17 protein-coding genes are annotated in these 19,582 nt (G+C 54.1%); 15 read left to right on the top strand and 2 right to left on the bottom strand.

Translation table 11 applies throughout. The features are described 5' to 3' along the window. The first annotated feature begins 324 nt into the window (after positions 1-324). The 5 genes from AAAV21_RS09935 to AAAV21_RS09915 all read left to right on the top strand — a co-directional run bounded on the left by AAAV21_RS09935 (position 325) and on the right by AAAV21_RS09915 (position 4,941). Positions 325-603, top strand: a complete 279-nt coding sequence (locus AAAV21_RS09935) for an autorepressor SdpR family transcription factor (RefSeq protein WP_349102320.1) — start codon at positions 325-327, stop codon at positions 601-603. After that, complete coding sequence (locus tag AAAV21_RS09930; protein ID WP_161194574.1) at positions 596-1,300, top strand: SdpI family protein; 705 nt, start codon at positions 596-598, stop codon at positions 1,298-1,300. The genes AAAV21_RS09935 and AAAV21_RS09930 overlap by 8 nt, the downstream gene beginning before the upstream one ends. Positions 1,301-1,483: 183 nt before the next feature. Continuing rightward, positions 1,484-3,163 (top strand): energy-dependent translational throttle protein EttA, encoded by a 1,680-nt coding sequence (gene ettA, locus AAAV21_RS09925; protein ID WP_055251458.1) that lies wholly within the window; start codon positions 1,484-1,486, stop codon positions 3,161-3,163. Positions 3,164-3,443: 280 nt separating this feature from the next. Beyond that, positions 3,444-4,571 (top strand): hypothetical protein, encoded by a 1,128-nt coding sequence (locus AAAV21_RS09920; RefSeq protein WP_273376837.1) that lies wholly within the window; start codon positions 3,444-3,446, stop codon positions 4,569-4,571. A gap of 31 nt (positions 4,572-4,602) precedes the next feature. Next, complete coding sequence (locus tag AAAV21_RS09915) at positions 4,603-4,941, top strand: hypothetical protein (RefSeq protein WP_147346212.1); 339 nt, start codon at positions 4,603-4,605, stop codon at positions 4,939-4,941. 54 nt (positions 4,942-4,995) lie between these two features. Here the strand turns inward: AAAV21_RS09915 and AAAV21_RS09910 are convergent, their stop codons facing one another. Then, positions 4,996-6,291, bottom strand: a complete 1,296-nt coding sequence (locus AAAV21_RS09910; protein WP_349102321.1) for a hypothetical protein — start codon at positions 6,289-6,291, stop codon at positions 4,996-4,998. 138 nt (positions 6,292-6,429) lie between these two features. Further along, positions 6,430-7,380: a hypothetical protein gene (locus AAAV21_RS09905; RefSeq protein ID WP_349102322.1), complete on the bottom strand. Its 951-nt coding sequence runs from the start codon at positions 7,378-7,380 to the stop codon at positions 6,430-6,432. 488 nt (positions 7,381-7,868) lie between these two features. On the opposite strand from AAAV21_RS09905, the gene AAAV21_RS09900 reads away from it, so the two are divergent. The 10 genes from AAAV21_RS09900 (at position 7,869) to AAAV21_RS09855 (ending at position 19,555) form a co-directional block, all read left to right on the top strand. Further along, positions 7,869-8,150, top strand: a complete 282-nt coding sequence (locus AAAV21_RS09900) for a DUF2087 domain-containing protein (protein ID WP_055251466.1) — start codon at positions 7,869-7,871, stop codon at positions 8,148-8,150. Continuing rightward, positions 8,128-9,312 carry an MFS transporter gene (locus AAAV21_RS09895; protein WP_082435530.1) on the top strand — a complete coding sequence of 395 codons (1,185 nt, stop codon included), beginning with the start codon at positions 8,128-8,130 and terminating at the stop codon, positions 9,310-9,312. The genes AAAV21_RS09900 and AAAV21_RS09895 overlap by 23 nt, the downstream gene beginning before the upstream one ends. Positions 9,313-9,319: 7 nt before the next feature. Then, entirely contained in the window at positions 9,320-11,641 is a 2,322-nt protein-coding gene (locus AAAV21_RS09890; RefSeq protein WP_349109347.1) for a radical SAM protein, read from the top strand. A 312-nt stretch (positions 11,642-11,953) separates the two neighbouring features. Next, positions 11,954-13,954, top strand: coding sequence for an NAD(+) synthase (locus tag AAAV21_RS09885; protein WP_349102323.1), 2,001 nt, complete (start codon positions 11,954-11,956; stop codon positions 13,952-13,954). A 117-nt stretch (positions 13,955-14,071) separates the two neighbouring features. Then, positions 14,072-15,235: an aminotransferase class I/II-fold pyridoxal phosphate-dependent enzyme gene (locus AAAV21_RS09880; RefSeq protein ID WP_349102324.1), complete on the top strand. Its 1,164-nt coding sequence runs from the start codon at positions 14,072-14,074 to the stop codon at positions 15,233-15,235. 201 nt (positions 15,236-15,436) lie between these two features. Further along, positions 15,437-16,387: an L-lactate dehydrogenase gene (locus tag AAAV21_RS09875; RefSeq protein WP_006234343.1), complete on the top strand. Its 951-nt coding sequence runs from the start codon at positions 15,437-15,439 to the stop codon at positions 16,385-16,387. A 114-nt stretch (positions 16,388-16,501) separates the two neighbouring features. Next, on the top strand, positions 16,502-17,662 hold the full coding sequence (locus tag AAAV21_RS09870; RefSeq protein ID WP_349102325.1) for an Mbeg1-like protein: 1,161 nt from the start codon (positions 16,502-16,504) through the stop codon (positions 17,660-17,662). A 111-nt stretch (positions 17,663-17,773) separates the two neighbouring features. After that, entirely contained in the window at positions 17,774-18,778 is a 1,005-nt protein-coding gene (locus AAAV21_RS09865; RefSeq protein WP_349109344.1) for a nucleoid-associated protein, read from the top strand. 85 nt (positions 18,779-18,863) lie between these two features. Then, on the top strand, positions 18,864-19,214 hold the full coding sequence (locus tag AAAV21_RS09860; RefSeq protein ID WP_349109342.1) for a hypothetical protein: 351 nt from the start codon (positions 18,864-18,866) through the stop codon (positions 19,212-19,214). Next, positions 19,211-19,555, top strand: a complete 345-nt coding sequence (locus AAAV21_RS09855) for a type II toxin-antitoxin system mRNA interferase toxin, RelE/StbE family (RefSeq protein ID WP_349109339.1) — start codon at positions 19,211-19,213, stop codon at positions 19,553-19,555. Before AAAV21_RS09860 ends, AAAV21_RS09855 begins: the two co-directional genes overlap by 4 nt. Positions 19,556-19,582 lie beyond the last annotated feature (27 nt).

Genomic DNA, 19,582 nt, shown 5'->3' with positions numbered 1-19,582 from the left:
GGTATCGGATTCCCACATTCATCCGTACATGTACGGATGAATGTGGGAAGTGTTCGGATGAAGTTGCGAATCAAGGGTATTATTACGATTCCATTTGAACCCTTGGGGTTTGTTGAAATGGGATCGGGATTCGCATAAGATAAAGCAGATGGCACCCGTTGCAGCGGGTTGGCCAACTCCCAAACACGTTTGTAGCGTGAGAAGTGGCCGTCTTCGCATTACGCGGAGGCGGCTATTTTTTTGAGTACAAGATTAGACAGTTAGACAAACATCTAAATATCGAGTATAGTGTGCGCGTCATGAGGGGTGCTGAGAGGAGGTCTTATGCCGGGAGAGGGTTTTAAGGCGCTGGTCGATCCTACGCGGCGGCGCATTTTGGAACTGCTGCGCGAGGGCAATTGCACGGCGGGGGAGCTTGCCAAGCATTTCGATATCAGTAAGCCGTCGCTGAGCCATCACTTGGCGACGCTTAAAAACGCCGGGTTGGTGACCGACGAGCGCCATGGCCAAAACATCGTATACAGCTTAAACACCACCGTCATGCAGGATTTAATTGGCTGGTTTATGGGTTTTACAAACAATGAAGGTGATAAGGATGAATAACGAAAACAAGGGCATTCACCCCACAGGGGTATCGTCGCGCGTGTGGATTGCGCTGGTCGCTCTGTGCGTCGCCAATGTCGTAGCGCACCTCATGGTGATGCCGAGCTTGCCTGCGCAGATTCCCACGCACTGGGGCGCGAACGGCGCTGTCGACGGTTGGGGTCCTAGCTGGATGGCCTCCGCGCTCGGCGTGCTGCCTCTGGCGCTTCTCGCAATGTTCTGCGTGGTGCCGCGCGTCGATCCCAAAGGTGAGGCATATCGAACCTCGGGTAAGTTCTATCAGGGCTTCGTAATTGCCTTCACCTTGTTCATGTGCGCCATAAGCTGGCTGGGAGAGCTTACGGTCTGGGGCGTGGTGCCGGCGGTCGGTTCGGTCAACGTGCTGATTTCCGGTGCTGTCGGTTTGCTGTTCATCGGCGTAGGCAACTACTTGCCGCGTGTGAAGCAGAACTATACGCTCGGTATCAAGACGCCCTGGGCGCTTGCCGATCCCGAGAACTGGCGCCGTACGCAGCGCTTTGGCGGTGCCTGCTTTATGGTGCTGGGTGTTGGCCTGATTGTGATGGGCGTGGCGGGCAGCGTGCTTTCGAGTGAAGTCGTCGCCGCGGTGATTGCGGTGCTGACGTTTGGTTCAGCTGGCGCTGCCTACGTCTATTCGTATCTGCTGTGGCGCAAATCGCAGCGAGCCGTTCGCTAAGGTTGCGGAAAACTAGCGTACGCAGTTCATAGTGTGTTCCGGGGGACTTTTCCCAGGTAGTATTAGGGGTGTGGGCAACCATGCCCCTTTTTCGTTAAGTTTCAGAGCTGATTTCCTCATTTCGTTTCCACTAAAGCGAATCAAGAATAGGGAAACAGCAGGTAGAAAGGATAAAACAGGCAAATGGCGGAGTTTATCTACCAGATGTATCAGGCTCGTAAGGCCCATGGCGACAAGGTGATTCTTGACGACGTGACCCTGAGCTTCTACCCCGGTGCCAAGATCGGCGTTGTGGGTCCTAACGGCATGGGTAAGTCGACCCTGCTCAAGATCATGGCCGGCATCGAGGAGGTCTCCAACGGCGATGCCAGGCTCACTCCCGGCTACACCGTGGGCATCCTGCAGCAGGAGCCGCCGCTCGACGATGACAAGACCGTCATCGAGAACGTGCGCATGGCGTTTGGCGATATGATCGCCAAGGTCGATCGCTTCAATAAGATCGGCGAGGAGATGTGCGACCCGGATTGCGACATGGACGCCCTCATGGCCGAGATGGGAAAGCTCCAGGACGAGATTGACGCCGCCGACGGCTGGGATATCGATTCCAAGCTCGGCCAGGCCATGGACGCCCTGCAGCTGCCCGATTCTGACATGCCGGTTAACGTACTCTCTGGCGGCGAGCGACGCCGCGTGGCCCTGTGCAAGCTGCTGCTCGAGGCTCCCGACCTGCTGCTGCTCGACGAGCCTACCAACCACCTGGACGCCGAGTCGATCCTGTGGCTCGAGCACTTCCTGCACAATTACCAGGGCGCGGTGCTTGCCGTCACGCACGATCGCTACTTCCTGGATAACGTTGCCGAGTGGATCTGCGAGGTCGACCGCGGCCACCTCTATCCCTACAAGGGCAACTACTCCACGTATCTGGAGACCAAGGCCGCCCGTATCGAGGCTCAGGGTAACCGCGACGCCAAGCTCGCCAAGCGCATGGAGGCCGAGCTCGAGTGGGTGCGCAGCTCGCCCAAGGCCCGTCAGGCCAAGAACAAGGCCCGTCTGGCTCGCTACGAGGAGATGGAGGCCGAGGCCCGCGCAAGCCAGAAGCTCGACTGGACCGATATCCGCATCCCTGTGGGCCCGCGTTTGGGCAACAAGGTACTCGAGGCCCATCACCTGCACAAGGAGTTCGATGGCCGCGTGCTCATCGATGACCTTTCGTTCACCCTGCCGCGCAACGGCATCGTGGGCGTCATCGGCCCCAACGGCGTGGGCAAGACCACGCTCTTCAAGACCATCGTGGGCCTGGAGCCGCTGACTTCGGGCGAGCTCGAGGTGGGCGAGACCGTCAAGATTTCTTACGTCGACCAGAACCGTTCCGGCATCGACCCCGATAAGAACCTATGGGAGGTCGTCTCGGACGGCCTGGACCACATGATGGTCGGCGAGACCGAGGTTCCGAGCCGCGCGTACGTGGCGAGCTTTGGCTTTAAGGGCCAGGACCAGCAGAAGCGCGCCGGCGTACTCTCCGGTGGCGAGCGCAACCGTCTGAACTTGGCGCTCACGCTCAAGCAGGGCGGCAACCTGCTGCTCCTCGACGAGCCCACGAACGACCTCGACGTCGAGACGCTGTCCTCGCTCGAAGCGGCGCTACTCGAGTTCCCGGGCTGCTCGGTGGTCATTAGCCATGACCGTATGTTCCTAGACCGCGTCGCCACGCACATTCTGGCGTGGGAGGGCACCGACGAGAACCCGGGCAACTGGTATTGGTTCGAGGGCAACTTCGAGGCCTATCAGGCCAACCGCATCGAGCGCCTGGGCGAGGACGCAGCCCAGCCGCATCGTATTCACCGCAAGCTCACGCGTGACTAGTAGCAAGTAGAAAGGCCGCCAGCAAGGGCGGCCTTTCTTGTAGCAATTGCACTGCGGCTATGCCCTGACTGCCGGTTTGATTCATAATCAAAGTCATCTCTTTGGGATTAAAGCCCGTTTTTGCTATGAGTGATTTTCTAATTCCGTTTAAAACGTAAAGATGTATTGGGTTACAAGGACATAAGCAAATCGAATTGAAATATAACCAGTGCTGTAACGTTACAAAAAAGGTTATAGAATGGGAGTATCTTATAAGTCGCTCCTCTAGAAAGAAGAACATATGCTTTCGCGTCGTCGTTTTCTGCAACTTGTCGCGTCTTCAATTGTCGCCTTAGCCGCACGTCCGAAAGAGGTTTTTGCTTCGACGGGCAATATTGATGGTGAGCAGATACAATTTACTTCAGAAATTGCGCAAGAGCTTGCCGATAAATATATAAAGGGACTCCTCGGCTCTTCGTATACGCCTTCTGACCCTATTCCTTTTGTAGACGTTGATGGGTCCCCGCTTGGCTACATTGTTCCGGTTGTGACATTCAATAGAGCCGCGGGCTATTTGGTTTTAGATGCTTCAGATGATGAAATACTTACGGGATATCGTTTTGGAGACGGCTTAGTCAGCCCTATGGATCGGGGAGGAGATCTTGGTGTTGAGTCTTATTCTTTCAATAACCCAGTCGTAATGATCAATCCATTCGAATTCGGTGTGCAATCTTTGGACGGTTCAATAACAACAAATTGCGGAAGAACAATCCCGGCTGTTTCCATAGAAGGACGGCCTGTCGTTTTATCGAATAAACCTTCAAGCTGGAACGATGTCGTAATTTACGCAACTCAAATGCAGGATTACACAGTATCTGGATTTCGTTCCATTTCTCAGTTTATGTCATATGATGAAAGCGAGATTAAGAGGCTTACTGCCCACTATGCTTGTATGGTGACAGCTTTTTCGAACGTTGCGGAACTGTATGGCATTGCCAATTTATATAGCGACCCTTCGCAATATATGCAGATATGGAATTACACCAATACCCATGCTCTTTCCGATGAAGAACAGACTGTTCCCGGCGTTGTTTTGGGCGGAACGCCGATATCAACCTGTGCAACGGGGTTTACAAATTACTGCGCAAGCAGAGGAAGTACTCTTATCGCCCGCACTGTCTCCTCTCCGGCTATCGTGAGCATTCAAAATGAGATTAACTCTAATAGACCGAATGTTTTACATGCGAGTTTGTACAACGGATCAGCCCATTCTGTAACAGCGGAGGCTTACGCCACACTTACTGGTAAGAAAACTGGAGAGACAAGGCAGATGATTGGCATAGCGGACGGCTGGAATTCATCTTTATCCTTCCTGAAGTATGATCAGAGCTATTATGCGTGGACTTATGGAACGACTTTTTCGAAGTAGGGCGATTCGTCTAGCTCTGTCTTTGGTGCTGATGGCTTCATTGGTGGGCTGTTCAACAAAGGAAGAGATATCGCGCGGAGGTTCCGGAGAAGTGACTGCGACAGACTCAGGTTCATTAGAAATAGCTGGCGGGCATGCCGATGTGATGTTACAAGGAAAAGGCGTGCTTAGGTCGATTGATGCTGAAGACGCTGTCTGCTCAATAGAGGATTTGAAGACAGGTGAAACTGCATCGTACCGAGTTTCAGATAATGCTGCGAATATGATTGAGTCGATACCGACTGGAGCGCAGGTTTCTTTTAGATACTTTGCTCCGCAACTTGAGGATGAGCTTGCTTCTCTGGTGTCTATATGCGCCGATGACAACTAAAAGGCCTGAATTCAAACGGCCTCGGATGGTCAATTGGCTATCCGAGGCCGTTTTTTACTCGACCGGGGCTTCGACCTTGTCGATGGCCCAGGTGGCTCCGAGGCCGCCGGTGGTGTTGCGGCGAATGCGTACGGTGACTTCGTGGCGCTCGCCGGCCTGCGTGTAGCGCAGGGGGAAGCTTGCGCGGTTTCGCGCGGCCTCGATGGCGCCGCGTTCGCGGGCGATCCAGTAGTACTCGCCGACGATGCCGAGCGTGTCGGCGCCGTAGGGGAGATAGGTCGACAACTGGTGCAGAAGCGGGCCGGGGCAGAAGACCTCGGTTGCGAAATCGACGGGGAAGTCCTCGGGGATGGCGGGCGTTGCGGGTGCGGGGGCCGGTGCTGCAGCGGGGACCGGAGCCGGTGCGGGAATCTGGTCATAGACAGGTTCGGATGCGGACTCGATGACGGGTGCAGACTCAGGCACCGGTTCCGGCTTAACTGCGGAATCTGTCGGTTCCACGGAGACGGATGTGTCTTCAGTCTCGGTTTTGGCATCGGCTTGCGGGGCGTCCTCTGCCTCGACAGGCAGCTTTGCTTCGACCGGCGTGGATGCCATGGTGGTGATGCCGGCATTGGCGTTCTCGGGGTCATAGACAACCGTGAGCGAGATGGCGGGCTGCGGCGTCTCGGGCTCCGGCGCCGACTCGGTAGCGCCTTGATCGGCGGGCTCGTCGGACTGATCGTCCTCGGCCTCGTTGCCAAAGACATCGCCGTTTTGGAACGCAGACGTCTCGGGTTGGTTAGCGGCTTCTTCGGTTGTCGACTTGGGGGCCTCGTTGAGCTCCACAGCGGCTTCCTGCTCTGACATGACTTCGGGATCGGTCATGGCGGCGATTTCGGTTTCGGCTTCTGCTGCTACCTCAATAGCGACTTCGATCTCTGTCTCGGGCTCGGGCTCCGGAGCGACTTCGGCCACGGGCTCGGGACGCTTAACGTGCTTGGGGCGTACAGCCTTGAGGTCTTTCTCGCCGCGCTTTTTCTTTTTGTAGGACTGCTTGGTGCCCTTGGCTGCCTTGGGCTTGTCCTCGCCTTTGGCAAGGGCGGTATCCCAGGCCTCGTTGGCGATGACGGTGGCATACAGGCGGCCGCCCTTAAAGACGGTCAGTTTAATGCAGTCGTCGAGTTCCTCGAGCAACTCGCGCGTGGACTCGAAGCCCAGGTCATAAGCGGCCATGTCGCCGGTGGCGAGCGCCTCCTCGACCTGCGTCATAAACGTTTGCTTGCCGCATCCAATCGCATCGCGCAGCAGGCGATACAGATAGATGTGGTTGCCCAGCGATAGCGTGGGCTTAACTATTGTCTTGCTCATGGCAAATCTCCTCTTTACACACCAAAGCATCTTACCATCGCACGGGGCGTGCTACCTCGGCGCCCAAGGCAAACGGGCGCGACCGTTGCCGGTTCGCGCCCGTTATACAGATCGGTTCTCTATGAGAAGCAAACGTGCTTAGTTGCCCGATGTCGTGCCTTGGCTTGAACTGTCAGATGTCGTGCCCGATGTGGTGCCACTCGAATTGCTGTTGCTGCTGTTTGCTGTGCCCGTTCCCGACGTGGTGTCGCTCGTCTGGTCGCCCGTGCTCGGTTGAGAGCCGTCAGTCGTTTGGCTTGAGTCGGTCGTGCCGGATTGCGTACCGCTGTTGGCCGTAGAGGAATCGGTGCCCTGCGATTGGTTTTGGGTGTTCGAGGACGAATTGGCAGAGGCAGAACTGTCTTGCGTGTCGTCCGTCTGTGCCTGCTGATCCTGCGACTGGGTGTTGCCATTTGCATCGCTCTCGGTCGTGCGCGACGACAGGATTGGCTCGGGACGCTCGCCCAGACCCTCACCGGCGGTGGTGATGAGGATGGCGCCGGCGCAGGCGATAACTGCGACGATGGCGATGGCGATCGAGAAGATAATGACCTTCTTTTGCGTCTGGCTGCGCTCTGCTGCCGCCTTGGCGCGCAGACTGTTGGGGGCGACGCGCGCCGTGGTCGCGCGTCCCGCGACCTGGCGCATTTCCTGTGTAGTCGCGGCGCCGCCTAGGTGCTCCTCGGCATTAAGCTCAACGGGCTCATAGGCGCCGGCGGGGTAGTCGACGGCGGCGTGCGTACCTTTGAGGGCTTCGGCGCTGGCAGAGATAAAGTGGCGGTAGACCTGCGAGGACACAACGGTGATGACCGAGCTCACGGCGGCACCAATTACTGAACCAGCGATACCAATCTTGGAGGCAAGCGCGACGCTCGTGGCGGCAGCTGCGGCGCCGGCGATGATCTGGGGAATAGAGATGTCGTCGAACAGGCCCTTTTTGGGCGCGATGGCCATGGTTTGTCCGATGGAATGGTTCTCGTGCGCGCCGTTGTTGAGCGATGCCGGTGTCATGACGCGCGTGCGCGGCGCGTCGGTGTATTCAGTCGTCATACGGGGTCCTCCCGGTGTAAATCTGCTTCGTTTTGTGTAGCCATCAGGGTACCCACCAGATGTGAATCGTACGTGACATTTAACAGATACCATCAACTCATCAAGGGGGCTCGCTGTCTTTGGTGTAATAGCTTGATGCTAAACTGGATTTATGATTGCGAGGTGGTTTACGTGATGTACCCGTATATGACATTCGAAGATGGTACCGAGGTCATTCACTCTGACTTGATTATCGATGGCGATACCGAAAAGGTTATCGTGCATTTTGAACGACCGACGGCAGAGGGCTTCGACTCCGCTCGTTGTGAGTTGCCTTCCTGTTCGTGGACTGACTGGGAAGGGCATTTTACTCAGAGTGAAAAACGAGCTTTCGAAGAGTGTCTGAGCAAATAAATTAGTTCGAGTTTAGTTCGAATAAAGAAGCTGAATGCGATGACCTAAAGCGTATGCATTTTTAGTATTAGATGCGTATGAAATGGAGGATGTGAATGGATGAGCTAATAGACTTTAAAAAACGATTTCTCAAGAATGGCGAGCTGGTTTCAATTCCAAAAAAGGAAAGCTATAAAAGAATCATGCTGCTATGGGCCGTCTCTTTCTTTGAATTAAATACAAGTTATACGGAGCTTCAGGTTAATCGTGTGCTGTCACAGCTCTATCCTGATTATGCCGTGTTGAGGCGGTACTTGGTTGATTATGGATTCCTATTAAGGGATGAACGAGGCCTGAAATACGAGGTTAATCGTGATGTTCACGGTATTGAGAGCTAGCCGTCCGGTTCGGGTCCTATATATTGCTAGAGGGATAAGCGAAATAGGCAATTGGTGTGCGAATATTGCTTTGCCAATGCTGATTTACGAGGTAACTCACGATGTTTCTGCAACTGCTTTGATGGTCTGCTGCAGATTTGCCCCCTCTCTGTTTTCAGTTGCGCTCGCGCAGCTGCCTCAGAAGATGGGTATCGGGACACTGCAGGCCATGAGATTGGCAGACTTAATTCGCGCGGGATTATTCGTTTGCTATATTTTTGTTGATAGTAAATGGAGTATGTTTGCTATTACGTGCGCGGTATCGCTTTGCCGAACGGTAGAAATGCCCTGCTTTTACTCGTTGTTAAGAGCCAATACGAATAGTATCAATCGCGACGTAATTAATAATTCGTTTGGGTTCCTGCAGAATTTGATGATGGTTCTGGGGCCAGTTGCCGGCGGTTTTGTTGTCGCTCAATTTGGGGCGGAGGCTGTTCTTGCATTAGACGCGCTTTCTTTTGCCGCGTCGTTCTGGTTGCTGCGAGATGTTCCGTCGGTTATCGAGGTTAATGATAAAGAGGGAATAAGCAAAAATGAAAAAAACAGGACTGCATTTAGTGATCTTAGCGCGAAGCACTTGGCAATTGGTTTCCTATTAATCGATATTTCTAGTGGCGTGGCATTCGGCTCTCTGAATTCTCTTTTGCCAGCTATAGCGCAATTGCAATTTGACTCGTCATCGATACAATACGGATTCCTTCAGAGTAGTCTTACAATCGGACTGTTGTTCGGAAATACAATATATGGTCGTTTAATCAGTGGTTCCGATTGCGTTAAATCATATTGTTTTGTGACGTATCTTGCGCTCGGTGCATATCTGGCGTTTGGCTATCGCTATGCGTCTGGGATATCGTTTATTTTCCTTTTTATCGTCGGTGCCGGAAACGCCATTCAAGATGTGCTTCTCATAACATCGCTGCAGGATTTGGCGAGAGACGGATCTGAATCGATAAGCCTGTTTTCAATTAGGGAGTCTTTGCAATCGGTTGCTGTTGTTATTTCAACACTTCTTGTTTCGCTGTTCACGAGCATCGCGATGTTCTCAATTCTCGTTACAGGACTTGGTGTATTTTCAATTATGATGGTAGTTGTGTTTCAATTGAATTATTTGCGAAAGATGTGACGTTGATATGCCTAAAACGCTTTTAGTATTTCCCCCAGGATGGAGTCCAGTGGGGCCGTATCTTGCCTTGCCTGTTTTGAAGTCATATCTTCAAGAGGTTGAACAATACAAAGTTGACATTGTTGACTTAAACGTGGAATTTTACGATGACCTCCTATCTTTTAGACATGTCGAAGAGTGCTGTAAAAGGTATCGGGAATCAAAGGATTCGTTTAGTTCGAATGTTCAATTAACAATCGAGTTGATACAAAAGTCGGCACTTAATGTTGACGAGGCAAAAGATATTTTCAGATCGAAGAGATACTTTAATCTAAAAGAAAGACAATATGCTGAAAACATTTTTAGAAATGCACTCTATATCATAAATCACGTCTCATATGGAGTTAAATACACGTTCAACTCCATAGATCTGCCCTATGATTATTATTCGACACCAGAAATAATGAAATCGCTTGCGGATACCTTGCATAATCCGTTTATTTCCTTCTATGAAACTGCCTTTCTTAAGCGTATTCAGAGGGAAAAAATCGAGTTTATTGGGATTTCGGTGAGCGGCTGTTTCCAATTGATTTCTGCAGTTACGTTAGCGAAACTGATTAAAGAAGAATGTCCATCTGTTAAACACGTCTCATTGGGCGGCAATTACATTACTCGTTTAGCAGATGACTGCATGAAAGAATGGCATCCTTTTTTTGAATACATTGATTCGATAATGATGTATGACGCCGAAGAGCCGCTTGCACGTCTTCTTGAGGCTCTTGACTCTGGTGATGACAATCTCGACTGTGTTCCAAACCTTTGCCATGCTAAAGGTGGAAAGATATATAAAAACCATCGGATTGAGCAAACATTTATCAACGATACAGTTCCCGATTTCGATGGCTTCGCCCTTTCTAAATACTTCATGCCTGAGTTAATATTGCCGGTTTATTCCTCTAGGCAGTGTTTTAATCATTGCGCCTTCTGCACCATTCCCGGTGCTACCGGTGGTTGTTACCGAAAGATGCCTATATCGAGAGTATTTGAAATAATGTGTCGGTTAAATGAAAAATACGGCACGAGAGTTTTCTCTTTTGTGGATGAAACATTCGAAGGCAAAAGAATGGAGCAACTCGCGGATGAAATAAACGCATCGGGAAAAACGTTTTTCTGGCATGGAGAAACGAGGTTCTCTCCAACCCTAAGTACAGACGTTTTTAACAAGATATACCAAAGTGGATGTAGGCAGATTCAGTTTGGCCTCGAGTCATATAACCAAAGAGTTCTTGATCTAATGAAGAAGAACACGAGAGTTGATTGGATTGATCGCAATATCCATGATTGTCTCAATGCGGGTATTCCTGTTCATCTATTTTTTATGATTGGCTTTCCGACCGAAACTAAAGAAGAGGCTCTGAACACCTTAGCTTATACAGAGAATGTTTTGAATTATTCAAAACAGGTATGTGGTGTTCCATATTCCACGAGAGGATTTACGAATTTTGGTCTCGTTATGGGGTCGGATGTTTGGAATCATCCCGATAAGTATGGTGTCTCTGTAATGCCGAAGTCCCAATATGAGGATTTGCGCCTCGAAGTGGATTATGTTTCAGGCACTGGTTTAACTTTAAATGAAGCAAAATCCTTATCTGATGAGCATCATATTGATTTTTATATGCAAGAGGTCATAAACGGTAGCGACACAATTGACTTGCCCCAGCGGCTTCATATTTCAGAGGTGACCTGGATCCTAGATTCTATTCACGCTGTCAGGTATAAGGGACATTTGACCAAAGTAAAGCGACGGCTAACTAGTCTAAATCCAGCTGATCGAATCTGGCTGGATTCCAAGACCTCTGTCGTGCTCGTTGAGCCATTTGCCTACTTCTATAATTCTGAATACCATCATGTCTATGCTGTTTCCCAGTTGGTATATCTTAAGTTGGCCCGTTTATTGGAGGCCGATTGTAGCATTTCTCTTATTCTTGATCAGGGCGACCTCGAGCTGACAAGGGCGATAGAAGAACTGTTGCATTATGGATTGCTGAATACAAATATCGATGCCGATTATGTAATGCACGATAATGGTTTTCAATTGGTTAAAAGTTCGTTTGTTAAAGAAGTCGGACGCTCAAAAGAGGGGTTAAGAGTACTACTGAGTTGTGCCACCCATAGAATGTGTGCGGTTAATGATTTTTCGTTCGCTTTGCTTTCGTTGTTTGAAAAGCCGATTACTAAGAACGAGGTGCGCGACATTTTGAAAAAAGAGGGACTATCGGCAAACGAGGAGCAATTAAACAAGTTGGTTGATAATTGCATGAAAGCAGATATACTACAATTGATTAGATAGAGGAGGTTTCTGCATGGACGTTATTAACAAAGATCTCTTGGAGCAACTGAAAGAGTCTCAGGAAGAGGGCGTCGTGGTAGAAGTGTTCGACTTTGAGGACTACATGGATAAATTCTGCCATTAGTTTTGGAATTTACTTGCCTCGCTTAAAGGAGAAGTCGATTATCGATTTCTCCTTTTTTAATTAAAGATATTTTTGGAATACATGCTCTTAGCACAGGTTGGCGTCTCAGTAAACTGGGAGGTTGCTTTGGCTAGATAGAGATATGTGAACGTCCGTTAGACTGAATCTCAGGGTAGAAGGGGCCTCCAGTGTCCAGATCAACAAGGCAATGCTGCGTTTCGGTTAATAAGAACGATGGCTTTTTGCGTGTGGCGGCGGCGTCGCCGCAGATTCGCGTTGCCGATGTCGAGGGCAATGCCGAGGTTGTGCTGGCGGCTGTTCGCGATGCTGCCGAGTGTGGCGTTCGTGCGTTGGTGTTGCCCGAGCTTAATCTGACTGGCTATACCGCAGCCGATCTGTTCCATAACCGCACATTACTGCATGCCTGCGAGACCGCACTGGCACATATTCTCGATGAAACTCGCGAGCTGCCGATTGTCTTTACCATCGGCCTTCCCGTTGCAGTTGCCGAGAATATCTACAACTGTGCCGCCGTGTGCTGCGCGGGCGAGCTTTTGGGCCTCACGGCCAAGAAGTATCTGCCCAACTATGGCGAGTTCTATGAGCGCCGTTGGTTTGCTCCGGCGCCTGCGGATTCCGTGTGGGTTGAATTTGCCGGTCAGGGTCCGGTCCCGCTGGGTTCGGGGCTTGTCTACCGTTGCTGTGATGAGGGCGCCGAGGACCTGGTGCTGGGCGTTGAGGTCTGTGAGGACCTGTGGGTGCCGGCGCCCCCTTCGACCGAGATGGCGCTTGCCGGTGCGACGGTGATTCTCAACCCGTCGGCCTCGGACGAGATTATCGGTAAGGCAGATTACCGCCGCAGCCTTATCTCTAATCAAAGCGCGCGCCTGTACTGCGCCTATGCCTATGCAGATGCGAGCGAGGGCGAGTCCACGACCGACATGGTCTTTGCGGGCGAGAACCTCGTCTACGAAAACGGCTCCAAGCTCGCCGCGACTAAACTGCTTACCTGCGATATGGCCGTCGCCGATGTTGACCTTGACCGCCTGGTTGCCGAGCGCCGTCGCTCGACGACGTGGACCCGCGCAGACGATGCGCCGGAGGCCACGACCGTTGAGTTTTCGTTTGAGGGCGTGTTGGCCGAAGAGCCTGTCCTGCGCGATGCCTGCGATATCGACCGCGTCTTCCCTCGCGCGCCTTTTGTGCCGGCCGACCACGGTGATCTGGCCGAGCGTTGCGAGACTATTCTCAATCTGCAGACTGCGGGCCTCAAGACCCGCCTTGCCCATACGGGTACCAAGGCTGCAGTCATCGGTCTTTCGGGCGGCCTGGACTCCACGCTGGCACTGCTTGTAACCGTGCGTGCCTTCGATGCGCTAGGGCTGCCGCGCACGGGTATCACGGCGGTCTCCATGCCCGGCTTTGGCACGACGCATCGCACCAAGTCGAATGCCGAGTCGCTTGCCCGCGACCTGGGTGTGAGCTTCCGCGAGGTTTCGATCCACGCGGCCGTGGAGCAGCACTTCAAGGACATTGAGCACGATCCGGCCGTGCAGGACGTGACCTACGAGAACAGCCAGGCCCGCGAGCGTACGCAGATTCTGATGGATCTGGCCAATCAGGCCGGCGGTTTTGTCATCGGCACGGGCGACCTGTCGGAGCTGGCGCTCGGCTGGGCTACCTACAACGGCGACCACATGAGCATGTACGCCGTCAACGCGAGCGTGCCCAAGACGCTTGTGCGCCATCTGGTGCGCTATGCCGCTGATGTTTTTGGCGGGCGTATTGCCGAGGTCTTGCTCGATATCCTCGATACGCCGGTGTCCCCCGAGCTTCTGCCGCCCACGGGCGACGGGGAGATTGCGCAGAAGACTGAGGATTTGGTGGGCCCGTACGAGCTGCACGACTACTTCCTCTACTACCTGCTGCGTTTTGGCTTTGAGCCGGGCAAGATCTACCGCATGGCGCTCAAGAGCTTCGAGGGCGCCTACGACGTCAAGACCGTTCACACGTGGCTGCGTACGTTCTACCGTCGCTTCTTTGCCCAGCAGTTTAAGCGCAGCTGCCTGCCCGATGGCCCCAAGGTGGGTTCGGTCACGCTCAGCCCGCGCGGCGATTGGCGCATGCCGAGTGACGCCAGCTCGCGCCTGTGGCTTGCCCAGATTGACGCGCTCAATCCGATGGACTAAGGTTGCCAAATTGAACCAAAACAGCGGGTGCAAGCGTTACACTTTTGCAATCTGATGGCCCGTATCGCGCGGCGCTCTTGTCGGAGCGCCGCGTTTTTCATATCGAAAGGTGGCACCATGCAGGCATCGCAGCGTCTCGACCGCTTTGGCGCGGAGGTCTTCGCCTCTCTCAACAACAAACTGCTTGCGCTGAAGGCTCAGGGCAAGACCATTTACAACATGAGCGTGGGCACGCCCGACTTTAAGCCGTACGACCACGTGGTCGAGGCGCTCACGCAAGCGGCCCAGGACCCCGAGATGTGGAAGTATGCCCTGCGCGACCTGCCCGAACTCAAGCAAGCCGTGTGCGATTACTACGAGCGTCGCTTTGGCGTTTCGGGCATTACGCCGTCTATGGTGCAGTCGTGCAACGGCACGCAGGAGGGCGTTGGCCATTTAGGCCTTGCCCTGCTCGATCCGGGTGACACCATTCTGGTTCCCGATCCGTGCTACCCGGTCTTTGAGGCAGGTGCCAAGATCGCCGATGCCAAGCTCGAGTACTATCCGCTGGTGGCGGAGCACAATTACCTGCCCTATGTGGCGGGCATCGATCCCGAGGTGGCCGATCGTGCCAAGTACATGATTGTGTCGCTGCCCGCCAACCCGGTGGGCTCGGTGGGCACGCCCGAGGTCTACGAGGAGATCATCGCTTTCGCCCGCGAGCACGACCTGCTCATCGTTCACGACAACGCATACTCCGACATCGTGTTCGACGGCGAGCCGGGCGGCAGCTTCTTGCAGTATCCCGGCGCGCTCGAGGTGGGCGTTGAGTTCTTCTCGCTCTCCAAGTCGTTTAACGTCACCGGTGCGCGTATCGGCTTTTTGGTCGGTCGCAAGGATGTGGTCTCGGCCTTTGCCAAGCTGCGCGGCCAGATCGACTTTGGTATGTTCTTCCCGATCCAGAAGGCTGCTATCGCCTGCCTGAACGGTCCGCGCGATGAGGTCGAGGCGCAGCGTCTGAAGTACCAGGAGCGCCGCGATGCCCTGTGCGACGGTCTTGAGGGCCTGGGCTGGGAGCGTCCCAACGCGCATGGCTCTATGTTTGTGTGGGCCAAGCTTCCCGGTGGTCGCACCGATTCCATGGCGTTTTGCGAGGAGCTCATGGAGAAGTCCGGCGTTGTGGTGACGCCGGGCGCGAGCTTTGGTCCTTCGGGCGAGGGGCACGTGCGCATGGCGCTGGTCCTGCCGCCCGATCAGATTGCTTTGGCTGTCGAGGCCATCCGCGAGGCGGGTCTGTATTAGAAACCTGTTTCGACTCGTCAATAGCTCGAAACCGATTTCGTGCAGTTATTTTACGAATCCTGCAAACAATTTCGGTAAACGGTCGATTTTTGGCTGCGAATAGGAGCATAATCAAAGTCCCGATTGGATGTATTGGGATTACGACAAGCCGCTCGGGTCGTTCCCGGGTGGCTTGTTTGTGGAGAGAGATGGGAGTTTCTAATGGTTAACGAGAAGAAGGTCGCTATTGTCGGCTGCGGTTTCGTCGGTTCGTCTTCGGCGTTCGCGCTGATGCAGAGCGGTCTGTTCTCCGAGATGGTCCTCATCGACGTGGACAAGAACCGCGCCGAGGGTGAGGCCCTGGATATCGCGCACGGCATGACGTTTGCCGAGCCGATGAAGATCTACGCCGGCGATTATTCCGATGTCGCCGACGCCGCCATGATCGTCGTCACCGCTGGCGCTGCCCAGAAGCCCGGTGAGACCCGTCTGGACCTGGTCAACAAGAACGTCAACATCTTTAAGTCCATCATTCCCGAAATTAAGAAGTCTGGCTTCGACGGCATTCTGCTCATTGTCTCCAACCCGGTCGATGTTCTGACCTATGCCGCCATCAAGATGTCCGGCCTGCCCGAGGGCCATGTCATCGGCTCCGGCACCGTGCTCGACACTGGCCGTCTGCAGCAGATGCTTGGTGCCCACGTCGAGGTTGACCCGCGCGATGTCCAGGCCTATGTCATGGGTGAGCACGGCGACTCTGAGTTTGTCGCTTGGTCCAGCGCCCAGGTTGCCGGCGTGCCGCTGAACACTTTCTGCGAGCTTCACGGCCACCTGGAGCATGAGGCTGCCGAGAAGCGCATCGCCGAGGACGTCAAGAACTCCGCCTACACCATCATCGAGAAGAAGCACGCCACCTACTATGGCGTCGCCATGGCCGTCAAGCGCATCTGCACCGCCGTCATGCGCGATGAGCAGACCGTTCTGCCCGTCTCCTCGCTCATGGTGGGCGAGTATGGCCTGTCCGATCTTGCCATCTCCATGCCGACGGTCGTTGGCCGCGACGGCGTCGTCTGTCGCGTCCCCGTGCCGCTGAACGATGACGAGCAGCATGAGCTCACCGCCTCCGCCAAGGCCCTCAAGGACATCATCGACAGCGTCGACTTCTCCTGCTAAATCAAGCTCGCTAGAGCGAAAAGCTACAATGAAGGCGTCCGGGTCCACACGGCCCGGGCGCCTTTTTGGTGCAAAGTAACCTGACCCCAATGCACCATAGTTGATGGGAGGGCCATGTCGGATTCGCCTAATTTTTTGACATATGCCCAGACGGTGTTTGATCCGTTTGAGGAGCGGTCGTTCTGCGCGGTGGATAGCCTGGTCTTTGCGTGGTTGTCCTATTTGCGTTTGCCGGGTGATATGGCGGAGCTGACGAACTGGCAGGGCCTAGACGTACGCGAACTGCTGCGTGCCGAGTGCTACCGGGACATGATTGACGACTTGTGGGACCCAGAGGGGAGCAGGGCCTTGTTGGAGGCCGTGGCAGCAAACCCTCGTTACCGTGGCGTGCACGTTTGCGGCTATCGTGCCGTGAGCGATGTGGTAGCGACAGAGCAGTTTGCAGCCATGGCGTTCCGGTTTCCGGCGGGGTTTAGTTATCTTTCCTTCCGGGGGACCGACAGCACGATTGTGGGCTGGAAAGAGGACTTTAACATGGCGTTCCGGTGTCCTGTGCCGGCCCAGGAATCCGCGGTACGTTATGTGGACGAGGCGGCGGATGCGATTGACGGGCCGCTTTTGTGCGGAGGTCATTCCAAGGGTGGAAACCTTGCGGTGTACGGTGCGGCGATGTGCTCCGATGTCGCCCGCGAGCGAATCGAACGGGTGTATTCCCATGATGGTCCGGGCTTCGTCGAGGAGTTTCTGAACGGCAACGCCTTTGCCGATCTTTGCGGTCGAATCGACAAGACGCTACCTCGGTCGTCGATCTTTGGCATGATGTTCGAGACACAGGAGGACTATGCCATCGTTGAGAGCACCGAGTTCAGCCTGCTGCAGCACAATCCCTTTAGCTGGGTGGTTGATGGTCGCGACTTCGTGTACTGTGAGCGCCTGTCCGCCGGTGCTCGATACGTTGATGGCTCCATTCGCGAGATGCTGCTTGCAGTGTCGCCTAGCGAGCGCGAGCGTTTTGTAGATGCGTTGTTCTCCGTGTTTGAGGCTACGGGTGCTGAGCGGTTTGCGGATATCGCCGGGAATCTGCGCGAGAGCCTGCCCGTGATGCTCCAGGCTGCGCAAGGCTTTGACGAGGATACGCGACGCTTTGTCTCGCAGACCATCGTGGCAATCCTTAAATGCGCACTGCTGCCCAAACGACCCCAGATCGACATGCCCGCTGCCGGCAAGAGTTTGGCAGAACAGCTCGAGGCTTGGCAGTCCGAGCTCCTGCGCTAACCATTGGTGCAAAGCAACCTGTCCCCGATGCACCAAGCTTCGATGCGCCTGGGGCGGGCTCGACCGCTATACTGGTTCGTGCCGAAATCGATCTAGAACGGAATGCCGTATATGAAAATCAATCACGCGATTCTGCATATCCTGGACTTTGACTCTGCCGTCAACGTTATGAGCCAGCGCGAGCTCGATATCGAGAGCCGTACCGTGCGCAACTTCGTGACCACGCATCTGCGCCGCGCACGTACCTCGGCCGACAATAAACGCGCCACGTTTGCCGAGAACTCTGCGTTTGGCGGCGAGCTCAGGGGCTATTTCTTTGGCGAGCGCGAGTTCGTGGACCTGTCGCAGCAGATTGCGGAGTTTATCTCCTCCGAGCTCACCAAAGCCGAGAAAGCCGAGTCAACCGACGTGCTCGTGGCCGATTTTGACGACGATGAGGATGCCCGCTGGTTTGCCGTGATGCTGCTGGGCTCCAAGCAGGCTTTTATGCACGAAGTGGGCCGCGAGGAGGGGGAGGTGCGCAACGACATCGCGCGCCACTACGCCATTCTGCCGAACCCCTCGCAAAAGGTGCCGAGCTATGCCATCGTGCGTGCGAGCACCATGGAGATCGGTTACGTGGACAAGAAGCGCAAGATTGCCGGTGAGGACCGTATGCTTATCTCCGATGGCCTGCTGCAGTGCGACACGGGCGTATCAGGCAAGGAGGTCATCGACACCGTGACGCGTGTGGTCGAGGAAGTCGCCGAGGAGCACGGTGCCAATACGGCCGTGGCGCTCGCCAAGGTTAAGGCTGCCGTCGCCGAGAAAGTCGAGGATGACGAGGAGCTGCCGCCCTGGGATATCGTCGATGAGGTCTTTGAGGACGAACCGGTTATCAAGGAGAGCGTGCGCGCGGCACTGACTGAGGAGAAGGTGCCTGAGCGTGTGCCCGTGGAGCGCAAGCAGGTCGAACGCGCGGCCGTGCGCAACCACAAGATTCGTACCGATACGGGCATCGAGATCAGCTTTCCGGCCGAGATGGGCTCGAACTCCGAGTACATCGAGTTTGTCAACGAGCCCAACGGCCTCATCTCCATCGAGCTCAAGAATATCGGCAGCATCGAGAATCGATAAAGGCATAATTTAGTTCTAAGAAATATCTGGATTATATTTTGAAGTATACTTTGGAATATCATCCAGATTATTTTTGGAGGTACAAATGTCCCCACTTGTTCTGGAAAAACCGGTGTTTACAAAGGACCAGGTTGTTTCTGCTACCGAAGCAAGCAAGTCTTTGTCTGCCATTCGTAAACGCGCCAAGCGCGCTCCGCAATTCATTGCCGACCATAACGATATCGATACTGTGATTATCGACTACGCTGCCTATGAGGAAATGTACGGTGCGCTGCAGTATCTGCGCGAACTTGAGATTGATCGCATCGCGGTGGACAGAATCAAGAATGGTCCGCACGAGTTTATTCCGTTTGAGGAGGCCTTAACTCCTGAGGAACTCGCGGAGTTTGAGTCAATGGACCCCGATGCGATTTCCGACGAGGACCTTTTCGAATGAGCGGTCATTTTGTCATCGGCTTTTTGAATCGAGATGTCAAGAAGGAATATCAAAAGCTTGATGGTTCTCAGCGAAGACTCGTCCGCATTGCAATAGAAAAATTAAAGACGCGCGCCGATGAAATCGGAACGCCGCTTCATGGCGAGCTTGCCGGCTGTAAAAAGATTAAATGGCGAAACGCGGGACTCCGAATGGTTTTTCGAATTCGAGAGGACGGAATGGTTGAGATCGCCGAGATTGTGGCAATAGGGCGGCGTGACCGTTCCGAGGTCTACAAGACGGCCACGGAGCGCTTATCGAAGCAGCCTGCCATGGTTGAATACGACGGAACCCTGAGATGAAGAAGGCCGAAGCCCTTTGGGGCTTCG

The sequence above is a fragment of the Collinsella sp. CLA-AA-H302 genome, from assembly GCF_040093305.1.
Taxonomy (GTDB): domain Bacteria; phylum Actinomycetota; class Coriobacteriia; order Coriobacteriales; family Coriobacteriaceae; genus Collinsella.
Note: the sequence above shows the minus strand (reverse complement) of the source record. Positions and strands in the feature narration are given on the sequence as shown.